The organism is Candidatus Pantoea rara (assembly GCF_051136265.1).
Lineage (GTDB): Bacteria > Pseudomonadota > Gammaproteobacteria > Enterobacterales > Enterobacteriaceae > Pantoea > Pantoea rara.
This window is the reverse complement of the sequence record NZ_CP194942.1, coordinates 3,425,744-3,438,164: the sequence shown is the minus strand read 5'-3', so window position 1 is coordinate 3,438,164 and position 12,421 is coordinate 3,425,744. Positions and strand designations below refer to the sequence as shown.

Genomic DNA, 12,421 nt, shown 5'->3' with positions numbered 1-12,421 from the left:
CCGTGGATCTATCATTTTTCCTGATTGTGGTACTTTTTAACCCACCATGATAGTGGCAATCTGCAGATATCAACTGTAGCCGGGAGGCAGCATGTCACAACACACCAATCAATATGGTCAGCCGGTCGGTCAGCCTTTACCAGACTGGCAATCCCGTCCTTTACCGCAGCATCAGATTTTTACCGGCGTGGCGTGCCAGCTGGAGCCCTTTAACGTGGATCGGCATAGTGATGCACTGTTTGAGGCCTGGTCGCTGGCTGAAGATGAGCGTGGCTGGACTTATTTGCCTGTGGGGCCGTTTACCGGGCACAAAGCGTGGCGGGACCATGCTGCACAACTTGAAGCCAGTCGCGACCCGCTGCATTTCGCTGTGATTGATCTCGCCAGCAGCCAGGCGGTGGGAAGCCTGTCGTTAATGCGCATCCAGCCTGAACATGGCGTGATGGAGGTCGGGCATGTCGCTTTCTCACCCCGACTGAAGCAGACCCGCATGGCAACGGAAGCTCACTTTTTGCTGATGCGTTATGCCTTTGAGACGCTGGGTTATCGCCGCTATGAATGGAAATGCGATAGCTGCAATGCCCCTTCACGTCAGGCGGCAGCACGGCTTGGCTTCCGTTATGAAGGCGAGTTCCGCCAGGCGATCGTCTACAAAGGGCGTTCGCGTGACACCAGCTGGTTCTCGATTATTGACAGCGAATGGCCACAGGTGAAAAAGGGCCTGCAGCGCTGGCTGGCGGAGGATAACTTTACTGCCGATGGCCAGCAGCGCGAGAAGCTGGCGTCGCTGCGCGACAGACCGTGAACAGATGCTGACCTGAGTCAATCGGAAGTTTGTCAGGCGAGGCGCCTCTGCAGTCATGCGCAGAGGCGTGAAAAGAAAAACGGGCGTCAGGGCCGCGGCACGATTTTAATTTCAACCATACCGATGCCTAATTTGCGCGGATCCTGACCGGTGATATTGCCAGTGTTACTCAGCTGCGGTTCCGGTGGTGCAATCACCAGACGATGGCTGGCACCAGGATTGTCAAAATGCAGGGTATGCGTCGATATCTCTTCACCCAGCGATAGCAGTTGCTGCTGGTCGCCGACCCGAACCGGAATCGCCCGGTGTGCGTTGGGACCATATGCGCGCGCGGTGATCACCAGATCGAACTTTGCAGGCAGCGCATCGACATAGTCGATGTGCACTTCTGGTGCGAGATTGGCGTTAGACCAGCGTCCCCAGCTCTCCGGCCGTGAGATGCCACTGAAGCTTTTAACGTTCTCCGGCGCACCAGGCACGTCGAGCCGGAAACTGTCTGCGCTGTAGCGAATGTTGTTATCTTCAATACGGATCTGCGCCAGATTCTGCTGGTAACGCGCATCGCTGACGGCGCCGTCCGGGAACTGCACGTTGCCTTTCCACTGCGGCTTGTCGACGTGTGTCACCGACGGTGTACCGCCGAGCTGCCCCATCGCCACACAGAGATCGCCGGAGAGGGCCAGCGAAGGCTGCCAGAGTCGCGCCATTTTAAAACAGCGATCGACCCAGAGGAATTTATCGGCAGAGGCGAAATCGGCCAGCTGATAGCGCAGCGGGGCCGAATATTCTCCTTCCGGCATTGGCTCCACATGCTTGTCGCTGATACGGAACAGAATCGGCAATTTAAAGGTGGTGCCTGAGAAGCTGAACGTATTCTTCGCCTGATCTACCGTGAAGTTGTCTATTTTCTTCGGGAAGTTCCACAGCTGGATGATGTCAGGTTTCCAGCTTGCTACCTTACTCTTCATATCGTCGAACTGGGTGGACAGTGATAGCGAGGAGAGGCTGCTGCGGCCCAGGCCGATGGCGTTATCGCCGCCGAGAATATCCAGCAGCGTAGCGCCATTATCCAGCGTGCTGCGCTTCGCCTCCATCAGCTCCGCCTGGGGTTTATCGCCACGGATCACCATGAACAGATTGCGACGCGGCTGTTTAACCAGCCATGGATGCGCCGTGTTGTTCATCGCCAGATGATCGGAGCTCACCACAATCACGGTATTTTTGAACCACGGCGAGGCTTTAATGCGCGTGATCAGGCGCGCCACATGCTCCTGCGAGCAGGTGACCGCACTGAATGACTGGTTCGGTTTGCCCTCAATACTGTAGCTCCTGCGATCGCAGCTTCGCGAGATAAACCCGTCTGGATGATGAGTGTCGACGGTCAGCGTAAACAACGCAAAAGGCTTACTGGCCTGAGAGAGTTCCTGATACTTCTCAAAGACTTCATCCAGCACCGTATCGTCGTAATAGCCCCAGTTATTGCGGTAGGCGGGATCGGCGACACGGCTTTTCAGCTCCTGCGAACCATAAAGATTTTCCGGATCGAAACCGTGTGATTTCAGGAAGATATCCTTACCGGCGAAACGCAGATCGGCGCCCTGAATAAACCAGTTCTGGTAGCCAGAATTTTTCAGGATGTCGCCCAGACAGACATTCTGCGGATAAAAGCTGGAGAGCGACGCCGAGGCATTACCGTCAAACGGAGCAAACAGCGGAATGCCGCACTGTGAGGCGACCATCCCCGCGATGGTGTAGTCGGTGCCGGGTAACTGCTCGGTTTCGCTGAAGTCGATGCTCTGCTCTTTCTGCCGGTTCAGCTCGGGCGCTAAACCGGGAAAGGCGATGGGGTCGAAATAGGTGCGCTCTAAGCTTTCACCATAAATGTAAACCACGTTGAGGCGGGGCTGTTCAATGCGATTACGCGGCACTTTATAGAAGTTGTCGAAGTCAGAGTCCGCCAGTTGGGTATGCGACACAATCAGGGTCGCGACCTGGCGAAAGGCCGGGGTGGTCTGCACTGAGCCGAGCGCACAGGCGGCCGCCAGTAGCGACCAGCCCATGTGATGGGGACGCTTCCGCCGACGCAGAATCCACGACAGCAGGCAGAACAACAGAAACAGCACGATGATCAGCCCAATCGCGGGCACCACATATTTACTGACGCCCGCGCCGGTCAGGCTATTGGTCAGGGTATAGAGCACCGCATCGTTGATGCCGTCACCGGTAAAATAGTTGCTGGCATAGAGGGTGGCGTTGAGCACAACGAAAAGCACCAGCAGGATAAGAACAACAATAAACCAGAATTTATTACGCCCGGCTTTACAGGAATAAATAGCAATAGCGGCCAGAAACAACGCCACGGAGACCAATTCGGACAACGGGAAATCCTCTTTTCAGGGTTACGCGAGGCTTCACGCAACCGGCCACCTTCGGGGGATGGTTTTTCGACAATCTATATTGGCTGTCATCCGGCTGCAACATATCCGGCCCGAATTGTGCGGTGAGGAGCAGATTGGCTTAATGTCGTTTCAGAAGGGACGTTACGAGGCGTGACGGCGGCTGGCGCGCACCGTCAGCAGAGCAGAAATCCGGGTGTTTTTCAGAGTTTGCCGGTGAGGTATTGTGCTTCGCCGTCGGCAAAACTCCAGTCACCTTTGTCGTTGGTAATAAAGCTGATCATTAAATCGTTGCCCTGCACACCACAATGTTCACGCAGCTCCCGCGCCAGCTCCGCCATAAACCGCTGTTTCTGTTCGCTGCTGCGAGGGCTGGTATAGACCCGTACCATCACCAGATTATCGCTGCGTGTAAATCCCAGGCCGGTATCCTGAAAAACCATCTGATAACGCTTGTTTTCCTGAACAATCTGGTAGCGATCGCGTTCAGGCACCTTAAACGCGGTGAGTACGGCCCGGTGTGCCGCATCCAGTAGTGTACGCAGCTCTGATTCTGAACGACCCTGAATAACATCAAATTGCAGCAGTGGCATAGCACATTCCTCACAGTGAATAATGACCCTATGGTGAACGCTTTATCCCGCGGGAAAAAGCGCGTAGCCTGAAATGATTATTCACTATAGTGAACAATCATAATGAAAGAGATGAAAACGGATACGCTGTGGGACCATCTGCACTGGCTGACCGTACTGGCTGAACAGGGCAGTTTTACCCGCGCAGCAGAGCGGCTTGACGTCAGCAAGGCTGCGATGAGTCAGAAAATTAAAGAACTGGAGGAGATGGCGGGCGTGTTGCTGGTGCAGCGTACCACGCGCAGTGTGCGATTGACGTCAGCGGGTGAGAAGCTGGTGGAAGAGTTACGTGAGCCCTTTGCCCGCATCGAACAGAGCTTTTTCAGCGTGCGCGATACCGCCGGGCCCGTGCGTGGTCTGGTACGCATTACCGCGCCGGTGGCGTTTGCCCGTCAGCAACTGGTACCGATTATCGGTGAGTTCCTGCGTGACTATCCGCAGGTGCGTCTGCAACTGGATGTGACCGACCGTATTGTGTCGCTGAGCAGCGAGGGGTTTGATCTGGCAATTCGACACAGTGATACGCTACCGGAAACGCACGTGGCGCTGCCCTTGTGTGACACGCGGACGTTGCTGGTGGCCTCACCCGCTTATCTCAACCAGCAGGGTGTACCGCACACGCCGCAGGATCTGGCCCTGCACAACTGTCTTTACTATCCCCGCGGCGTGGAATCCCCACGCTGGCGGTTTGAGACTACAGCGGATAGCGAACAGGTGCAGGTGCGGATTCAGGGCAGCTTCGCGACCAACAACAGTGAGTCGATACGCGATGCGGCCCTGCAGGGATTAGGGATCGCGATGCTGCCTGATTTCAGCGCCCGTGAGGCGCTGGCAGCAGGTTCATTGCAGCAGGTATTACCTGACTGGCAGCCGATCGAGGCCTTTGCCGCCCGTCTGTGGATGGTCCGACCCTGGGCAGCGCAGGTGCCACGTGCGGTCACCACGTTCACGCACTGGCTACGCGCGCGCTTTGACCGCTGATGGCAATGCCAGCGCAGGCGGTGTCATCTGCATCATCTCGCCAATCAGGCTGCTGCGATTATACAAACCAAGCCGCAGATTGAAGTCGAGATGCAGCCGTTCGTTGCCGGTTAATTTGATAATCGGTGGCGGCGTCTGTGGCCGCTGATGGAACATCACGGATTGTGCAAAAGCACTGCTGCTGTCGGCATGCAGGCGCTGATAATACCAGGCACTGGCTTCGCCTTTACGCAGATAGAGATTGGCCCGCCGGTATTCGCGCATCGCGACCTGCTGCGCCAGCGACAGGAGCTGACGCGACGGGTCATCCATATTCTGTACAAGCAGCGAAAAATCATCACGTTTCTTCAGCTCATGGAAATAGTTGCGGATACCGACGTTTTTAACCGGAGCCAGCTGTTTCAGCCATTCGCGAATAAACGGGTTTTGCGGTGGTGCGGCAAGAAACCAGCTCTCAATGACCGGCGCCAGCAGGTTCTGCGTCGATTGCTCGCGGTAGTAACCGATGAGATCCATTGACCGCGCTTCGTGCGCGCGATGCACCCAGGCGAGATTCTCAAACAGAAGGGTGCTGCAGTCGATGCCGATACCACCATAACGGAGAATCAGCTCCAGCCGGATGATTTCACTTTTATGTGCCAGCGTCAGATCGGAAGAGATAAAGTTGAGTTCGGGCAGCCACTGCGACAGGGTGCGCTGCGTGATCAGATAAACCTGGTGATCGGGATTGTCCCGCCGGATTTTACTGATATTCAGCGCCATTGAGGCAGGCAGATGATCGTTATGCCAGACCATCCAGACAATTTTTGGAATCTCTGGCAGATCTTTCTGCTGCGCGATTAATACGACATTCTGTTCCTGACCCGGATCATATTCCGGTGCCTGAAGGCGTCTCTGCTGTTTCTTATTCCATAACATCTGGCTACTGAACGATATTCTTTTCCAGTTACGCCAGATTTTATGCGCTGGACGTTGGCGATATGAAGTCATGGTACACCTGTTATTTTTATTTTCCCGTCATCGTGCAGGCTCTGCCCGTTTCGCCAGAGGCGGAAGCGGCCGGGATTGCATACTGGCTGCAATTCCGATGAGTGCGGGAATTAATGAATAGTTTTCCCTGGTGGCGACGCAGTGCTTTAGTGCGCGATAGTTTCCTCACGGCGGTTTAATTGCACTGCACCTTTTTAATAAAACATTATTTACACTTTAGCTACGTCTTTTTTGGACTTTAGGATAATACGGAAATCATCCGGTCACGTGATGGAAATAATAATATCTCTACGGTTAATCGTTTATTTAATTACACCGAAATCCAGGGGTGAGGAATATCTGAATATTAAGCTAAGCCTGCGGGTCAGCGTGCGGCATGGCCCCCGGCAGCAGTGAATATTGTGCTTACTGTGTGGCGTAAGCCCGGCTCATCAATCCGCAGAATCAGACAGCCTGAAGAGGATTGTCTACGCTTAAGAAGAACTTACTGAGAAAGGAGTGCGCATGCAGAGTGAAGCCTATGGTTTACTGGCGGTAGATAAGCAGGGTAATCGCGTCCTGTTTCTCAATCCGGAAACCTTCGCGGTCGAGCGTGAACTGAACGCCTTTCCACCGCGGCCGCATGAACTCCTGATCCTGGCCCAATGGGGTAAAGCCTATGTGCCCATTTATGGTGACGGCGTTCATGGTAATAACCCCCATCCGGGACATAAAGTGGCGGTCATTGATTTACAGCGTCGGGAGATCAGCGGCTTTATCGATCTGTCGCCGCTACGGGCGCCACACAGCGGACAGCTGGGCCGCGATGGCAAAGTCTATCTCTGCTGTGAACAGAGTGCCGCCGTGGCGGTGATCGATCCGCAGGCCGATAAAGTAGAAAAGATTATCCCGATTCCTTCTCACAATGCGCATCGCCTGACGCTGTCACCCAGCGGCCGCAAGCTGTTCACCGATAATGAAGAGGATGCGACCATCACAGTAGTGGATCTCTGTGAAGCGGAGGGGCGGGTGATCGATACCATCCTGCTGCCTGGCCCGATTGCGGGCATCGCTGCCTCACCAAAACATCCTTATCTGGTCGCCAGTGCCGCTGATGCGCCGTTACTCTATCTGATCGATCGGCAGAGCCACCGTATTCGCCAGCGCATCACGTTGCCGGGTCATCAGCAGCCCTGTCAGGTGGTTCGCTTCAGCGCCGATGGCGAACAGCTGGTGGCAATCGGGGATCAGGAACCGCTGGTGACCCTGTTTGACGATCTGCTCAATCCGCAGGGCGACATCAGCGTGGGCAACATGCCGATGGATGGCTGCTTCACGCCTGACAGGCAACAGCTGCTGATTGCCAATCAGGATGATGGCACACTGAGTGTGGTTGATCTGGCGCAACGTAAAGTGATTGCCACGCCGCGTGTCGGGACAGGTTGTGAGGTGCTGGGCTATTTTCCGATCGGTCAGATAAACGGACGATGATAGATCGCCGTACTCCAGTGGCGGCTGCTGGCATGCTTCTCTGCCTGCCAGCCGCGTTTGCGTAACTCGCGCGCAATCATCTTGTTCATGATGCCGTGGCCCAGCAGCAGCACTGTGCCTTGCTGTGAGTGCGCGATCAGCTTCTCTGCCGCCGCCGAGGCGCGGCTTCTTGCATGTTGCAGTGACTCTGCATCGCCTGCATAACCGCAGAACCATAGCAGCCGCAGCAGGGCCAGCCAGCACACGGTCGGTAGCTGAACTGCGCCGGTTCGCAATAGCGGTACGGCGACTTCGCTGAACAGCGCATCAACGTCATGAGGCAGCAGACCGAGCTGGCTCAGCGAGGATTGCGCACGGGGCAGGGGGCTGCAGACAATAAACGTGGCCTGACGGGCGATTTCGATGCTGCGTGGCGGCGGTCCGTCACTGACCTGTGACAGATCGTACGCTTCGCACCAGTCAGCCAGTGCCTGCACACTCTGACGACCCGCCGCCTGGTGGTCAGGTTTACCGTGTCGCATCAGAATAATTTTCATAGCATCTCTGTCCGGTCTTTTTGTCAGGGTAACGCATTGGCTGCGCTTACAGCGACTTTTAAGAATAAACAGGAAGTGTCATCTGCAGGTAACCGACGTGTGCGACAACATAACGTGATGAAAGAATCTTTGCCCCTCTTATAACGCTTAATGATTAGAGAAAATGGTAACTAACAAGTGCTGGTGACTTTTTTTTGTGCGACATGATGGTGTTAACTCGCTGAATTTGCGCTAAAAAGGTGTGGTGACGGGATGTAATAGTGAAGTTTTGCTAACAATTTTCCGCAAAATCTATTGATTTATCTACGCGCGTAGATACACTAGGGCCCCAGTGATTGCTCACGGTGCCCGATGCACAGTAGGCTCTATTGATTGTTAAGTTACATTCGCTCAGTTTAAGCGACCGATGAAAAATACATCGGCGAAATGGGGCGAAGAACAAGATTCCAACACCAGGGAATCCTTTAACCTTTCATCATGGTTAGTCAACTGAACGTCGTCACCGGGGGAATTCCGCTTTCATCAGGGAATCGACCCATGGACGGGCGTTTGTCAATCTGCATACTCATTCAGGGATAGGGTTATGACGGCACAAAACTCCGTTAAGCAGCAGGCTTCACTGGCATCCACTTCAGCCGCCGATGAGCGGTTTAATACCTCCTCAGGCCGCAAAGATTTCTGGCGCGCCACTTTCTCATGCTGGCTCGGAACGGCAATGGAGTATGCGGATTTCGCACTCTATGGCCTGGCTGCCGGTATCATCTTTGGCGACGTTTTCTTTCCGGAATCAACCCCTGCCATGGCACTGCTCTCCAGCTTTGCTACCTGGTCAGTCGGCTTTGTTGCCCGGCCTATCGGCGCACTTTTTTTCGGCTGGCTGGGCGACCGTAAAGGCCGAAAAGTGGTGATGATCTCCACCATCATTCTGATGGGTGCTTCCACGACGTTTATCGGTTTAATCCCGAACTATGCCTCTATTGGCGTCTGGGCGCCTGCCTGTCTGGTTCTGCTGCGCTTTACGCAGGGTTTCGGCGCGGGCGCGGAGTTATCGGGTGGCACGGTGATGCTGGGTGAATATGCGCCGACAGAGCGCCGCGGACTGGTCTCTTCTGTGATTGCGCTGGGGTCCAACAGCGGTACGCTGCTGGCCTCGCTGGTCTGGCTGCTGGTGGTGCAGATGGATCAGCAGAGTCTGCTGGAGTGGGGCTGGCGTATTCCCTTCCTGAGCAGTGCGTTGATTGCACTGGTTGCGTTGTGGATTCGACGTCACCTGCGTGAAACGCCGGTGTTTGAGCGCAGGAAGGCAGAGATGGAAGCGGAACGTGCTGGTGTGATGGCTGCGCCGGTGGTCGATCAGCGGTCTTTCTTTCAGCGTACCCGCGCCTTCTGGACCATGGTTGGCCTGCGTATCGGCGAAAACGGCCCTTCCTATCTGGCCCAGGGCTTCATCGTCGGTTATGTCGCTAAGGTACTGATGGTCGATAAGTCCGTGCCGACTACCGCCGTCTTCCTCGCCTCACTACTGGGTTTCCTGATCATTCCGTTAGCGGGCTGGCTCTCTGACCGTTTTGGTCGCAGGATCGTTTATCGCGTCTTCTGTCTGTTACTGATGTTCTACGCCTGGCCCGCCTTTACGCTTCTGGACACGCGTGAACCGATGCTGGTGATTCCGGTTATCGTGGTCGGGATGGCGCTGGCGTCACTGGGTATTTTCGGGGTACAGGCAGCATGGGGCGTGGAACTGTTCGGCGTTCACCATCGCTACACCAAAATGGCGGTGGCTAAGGAACTGGGCTCGATTTTGTCCGGTGGTACTGCACCGCTTATTGCCGCTGCTATGCTTTCTTATACCGGTCACTGGTGGCCGATTGCAGTCTATTTCTCGGCAATGGCCGCCATTGGATTCTTTACCACCTTTGTCGCGCCTGAGACGCGAGGGCGAAATCTCAATCTGCCTGAAGATGCCATCTAGCTTTGCCTGAGGATGCCATTAGCCAGGCGAGAGCGACAAGCAGCAGGCCGTGTAAAGCGGCCTGTTTTTTTATGGAGGAACGTGATGTGCCTAAGTCGTTAACGGGAAAAGTGACCCGCAGTGAAGTTGCGAAAGCGGCAGGCACCTCAGTGGCAGTTGTCAGTTATGTCATTAATAACGGGCCTCGTCCGGTCGCCGATGCAACCCGTCAGCGGGTACTGGAGGCGATTAAAGCGACCGGTTACCGGCCCAATGCAGCAGCACGCGCACTGGCTTCCGGTAACACCAAAACGTTTGGGCTGGTCGTGCCTAACATCGGCAATCCTTTTGTGGCCTCAATGGCGCATGTGTTGTTGCAGGAGTCGATGAATCACGGTCACGTCATGCTGCTGGGTGATGCCGGGGATGACCGCAAGCGCGAACTGGAATTAATTCAGGGACTGCTTAACCGGCAGGTAGATGGACTGTTTTACAACAGCGTCGATCGCCATCCTTACATTGATTTGATTAAAGCCAGCGGTACGCCGCTGGTCATGCTGGAGCGGGTTGAACCACAGCCGGGCGTTAATATGCTGCGGGTCAATGAGCGTCAGGCTGCCTGGCAGGTGACGGCGCATCTGTTGAGTCACGGTTATCAGCAGGTCGGTATCATCAGTGGGCCGGTTGATATGCTTAACGCGCAGGATCGTATTCAGGGCTGGCGCGATGCCATGCAGGATCGCGGCCTGCAGATTGATGAGTCACTGATGTTCCCCGCCAGTTACACTCCACAGGGCGGCTACGAGGCGGCACAAGCTATGATCGCCCGGGGTTGTGTACCGCGTGCGCTGTTTACCAGCAACGAAGGCCAGGCGATTGGCGCGCTTCGCGCCTTTTCTGAGCATCGAATCCGCGTGCCACAGGATGTGGCGCTGGTCTGCTTTAACGGAACCGATCACTCATCGTTTCATGTCCCGACATTAACCACTGTGCGCCAGCCATTGCGTGAAATGGCCCGCTCTGCGATTCAGATGTTGAAAGAGGGAGAGAGCGAAGCGCAATTAAAGGAGTTTCCACATTATCTTGAAATTGGTGAATCCTGCGGCTGCAAGTCTCAAAGCCAGAGTTAACTTATAAAAATATGAAAAGAATTATTATTGACTGCGATCCCGGCAACGGTATCGCGGGCGCCAACACCGATGACGGGCTTGCGATTGCGCTGGCCTTAGCGTCTCCTGCCCTGTCTCTGGAATTAATTACAACCGTAGCGGGTAATACACCATGTGAAGTGGGCGCACGCGTCGCCAAAGATCTGATCGTCCGGCTGGGATTATCTATTCCTGTCGTACAGGGTGCGACACAGGCGCTACAGGAAGATCCTGCGCCGTGGCGCGAAACGCTCGATAACCGGGTCAATCAGCTTGCGCTGGGTAAACTGTGGCAGGATGTGCGTCAGCCAGCGGATATCGCGGCGGATGCGTTTGATGCTGCTGACGCTATCGGCAAACTGATTTGTGACAATCCGGGCGAGATTACTCTGGTGGCGATTGGTCCGCTGACGAATGTGGCGCTGGCGATGCAGCGCTATCCTGACATGGCAGACTCTGTGGCGGAGATTGTCATTATGGGTGGCGTATTTACACTGGATGATTATATCAAGGACACCAACTTCGGCCTGGATCCAGAGGCGGCGCATCAGGTGTTGCATAGCGGTGCTGCCGTGACGCTGGTGCCGATGGATGTCACCACGCAGACGCTACTGACCCAGCAGGATTTAACCCGCCTTACCGCCGTCGAACATCCGCTGACTGATTTTGTGCGCGAAACGCTGCGTCCATGGATCGACTATTCGATAGAGACCCGGCAACTGGCAGGATGCTGGATCCACGATGCGATGGTGGTGGCCTGGCTGCTGAATCAGCGTGTCGCGTCAGGCACCGATTACCGGGTTGATATCGAGCTGCGTCCTGGTGCGACGCGCGGCAAAAGCTGGCGTTTTCGTCAGCCACTTCGGCTCACGGTCGGGGTGCCTGAGCATTGTGGCGCTTCGGTACATGTGCTGCATCGCGTCGATAATACGGTGCTGCTGTCGATCATCGAAGAAGCATTTAAGCGCCTGAAATCCTGATGCGGGGAGCCGGGTGTGATGGCTGGATAAGCAGAGGCGAAGCATTAAATCGCTTCGCACACGTCGATCCAGCGGGCATTAGTGAGCTCAGCCATCTGCTGTGGCGAGATGCGGACGGCGCTGTGGATAGCGCCAGCGGCGGGTAACACTTCGTCGAAACTGCGCAGTGAGACATCACAGTAAACGGTCAGCGGATTCTCCAGACCGAAAGGACAGACGCCGCCCACCGGATGGCCGGTCCAGTTAATCACCTCGTCTACGCTCAGCATCCGTGCTTTGGCGCCCAGCGCCGCTTTCAGCTTGCGATTGTCCAGCCGGGCATCGCCGCGAGTCACAATCAGCACCACATCGTTTTTCACTTTCAGTGACAGGGTTTTAGCAATCTCTCCTGGCGTCACGCCATGGGCGCGCGCAGCCATTCCGACCGTTGCAGTGCTTTCTGCCAGTTCAATAATTTCAATTTCAGGGGCGTGTTCGGCAAAGAACTGGCGCACGGACTCCAGACTCATCTTTCTCTCCAGGCTGATCGAAG

11 protein-coding genes are annotated in these 12,421 nt (G+C 55.3%); 6 read left to right on the top strand and 5 right to left on the bottom strand.

Translation table 11 applies throughout. The annotated features are described in order from the left end of the window. The first annotated feature begins 91 nt into the window (after positions 1-91). Positions 92-805: a GNAT family N-acetyltransferase gene (locus ACR8BF_RS16345; protein WP_292985213.1), complete on the top strand. Its 714-nt coding sequence runs from the start codon at positions 92-94 to the stop codon at positions 803-805. Between the two features lie 86 nt (positions 806-891). Here the strand turns inward: ACR8BF_RS16345 and opgB are convergent, their stop codons facing one another. Together opgB and ACR8BF_RS16335 are read right to left on the bottom strand one after the other, a co-directional pair. Beyond that, positions 892-3,183, bottom strand: a complete 2,292-nt coding sequence (opgB, locus tag ACR8BF_RS16340) for a phosphatidylglycerol--membrane-oligosaccharide glycerophosphotransferase (RefSeq protein WP_292985215.1) — start codon at positions 3,181-3,183, stop codon at positions 892-894. Between the two features lie 221 nt (positions 3,184-3,404). Further along, positions 3,405-3,794, bottom strand: coding sequence for a tautomerase family protein (locus tag ACR8BF_RS16335; RefSeq protein WP_292985217.1), 390 nt, complete (start codon positions 3,792-3,794; stop codon positions 3,405-3,407). A 102-nt stretch (positions 3,795-3,896) separates the two neighbouring features. Here ACR8BF_RS16335 and ACR8BF_RS16330 point away from each other — a divergent pair, with 102 nt between their 5' ends. Next, a complete protein-coding gene (locus tag ACR8BF_RS16330) occupies positions 3,897-4,814 on the top strand; it encodes a LysR family transcriptional regulator (RefSeq protein ID WP_292985219.1) in 918 nt (305 codons plus the stop codon). Here ACR8BF_RS16330 and ACR8BF_RS16325 read toward each other — a convergent pair. After that, positions 4,791-5,804: a glycosyltransferase family 32 protein gene (locus tag ACR8BF_RS16325; RefSeq protein WP_179897511.1), complete on the bottom strand. Its 1,014-nt coding sequence runs from the start codon at positions 5,802-5,804 to the stop codon at positions 4,791-4,793. The two genes, ACR8BF_RS16330 and ACR8BF_RS16325, sit on opposite strands and share 24 nt — an antisense overlap. 504 nt (positions 5,805-6,308) lie before the next feature. On the opposite strand from ACR8BF_RS16325, the gene ACR8BF_RS16320 reads away from it, so the two are divergent. Continuing rightward, the gene (locus ACR8BF_RS16320) at positions 6,309-7,274 is read left to right on the top strand and encodes a WD40 repeat domain-containing protein (protein WP_434745282.1); all 966 of its coding nucleotides are present in this window, start codon (positions 6,309-6,311) and stop codon (positions 7,272-7,274) included. Here ACR8BF_RS16320 and ACR8BF_RS16315 read toward each other — a convergent pair. Beyond that, entirely contained in the window at positions 7,256-7,810 is a 555-nt protein-coding gene (locus tag ACR8BF_RS16315) for a histidine phosphatase family protein (RefSeq protein WP_434745281.1), read from the bottom strand. The two genes, ACR8BF_RS16320 and ACR8BF_RS16315, sit on opposite strands and share 19 nt — an antisense overlap. A 583-nt stretch (positions 7,811-8,393) precedes the next feature. Between ACR8BF_RS16315 and ACR8BF_RS16310 the strand changes: the two genes are divergently transcribed. The 3 genes from ACR8BF_RS16310 to ACR8BF_RS16300 all read left to right on the top strand — a co-directional run bounded on the left by ACR8BF_RS16310 (position 8,394) and on the right by ACR8BF_RS16300 (position 11,889). After that, positions 8,394-9,782 (top strand): MFS transporter, encoded by a 1,389-nt coding sequence (locus ACR8BF_RS16310; protein WP_179897517.1) that lies wholly within the window; start codon positions 8,394-8,396, stop codon positions 9,780-9,782. Positions 9,783-9,868: 86 nt separating this feature from the next. After that, complete coding sequence (locus tag ACR8BF_RS16305) at positions 9,869-10,891, top strand: LacI family DNA-binding transcriptional regulator (protein WP_179897519.1); 1,023 nt, start codon at positions 9,869-9,871, stop codon at positions 10,889-10,891. An 11-nt stretch (positions 10,892-10,902) separates the two neighbouring features. Next, positions 10,903-11,889, top strand: a complete 987-nt coding sequence (locus tag ACR8BF_RS16300; RefSeq protein WP_179897521.1) for a nucleoside hydrolase — start codon at positions 10,903-10,905, stop codon at positions 11,887-11,889. A 44-nt stretch (positions 11,890-11,933) separates the two neighbouring features. On the opposite strand, the gene ACR8BF_RS16295 is transcribed toward ACR8BF_RS16300, so the two are convergent. Beyond that, positions 11,934-12,398: a YbaK/EbsC family protein gene (locus tag ACR8BF_RS16295; protein ID WP_098051571.1), complete on the bottom strand. Its 465-nt coding sequence runs from the start codon at positions 12,396-12,398 to the stop codon at positions 11,934-11,936. Between the last annotated feature and the right edge of the window lie 23 nt (positions 12,399-12,421).

What these genes read in the sequence shown, in the direction of transcription:
- ACR8BF_RS16345 (WP_292985213.1), top strand. Translation starts at nt 92, where the DNA reads ATGTCACAACACACCAATCAATATGGTCAGCCGGTCGGTCAGCCTTTA.
- ACR8BF_RS16335 (WP_292985217.1), bottom strand. Translation starts at nt 3,794, where the DNA reads ATGCCACTGCTGCAATTTGATGTTATTCAGGGTCGTTCAGAATCAGAG.
- ACR8BF_RS16330 (WP_292985219.1), top strand. Translation starts at nt 3,897, where the DNA reads ATGAAAGAGATGAAAACGGATACGCTGTGGGACCATCTGCACTGGCTG.
- ACR8BF_RS16325 (WP_179897511.1), bottom strand. Translation starts at nt 5,804, where the DNA reads ATGACTTCATATCGCCAACGTCCAGCGCATAAAATCTGGCGTAACTGG.
- ACR8BF_RS16320 (WP_434745282.1), top strand. Translation starts at nt 6,309, where the DNA reads ATGCAGAGTGAAGCCTATGGTTTACTGGCGGTAGATAAGCAGGGTAAT.
- ACR8BF_RS16315 (WP_434745281.1), bottom strand. Translation starts at nt 7,810, where the DNA reads ATGAAAATTATTCTGATGCGACACGGTAAACCTGACCACCAGGCGGCG.
- ACR8BF_RS16310 (WP_179897517.1), top strand. Translation starts at nt 8,394, where the DNA reads ATGACGGCACAAAACTCCGTTAAGCAGCAGGCTTCACTGGCATCCACT.
- ACR8BF_RS16300 (WP_179897521.1), top strand. Translation starts at nt 10,903, where the DNA reads ATGAAAAGAATTATTATTGACTGCGATCCCGGCAACGGTATCGCGGGC.
- ACR8BF_RS16295 (WP_098051571.1), bottom strand. Translation starts at nt 12,398, where the DNA reads ATGAGTCTGGAGTCCGTGCGCCAGTTCTTTGCCGAACACGCCCCTGAA.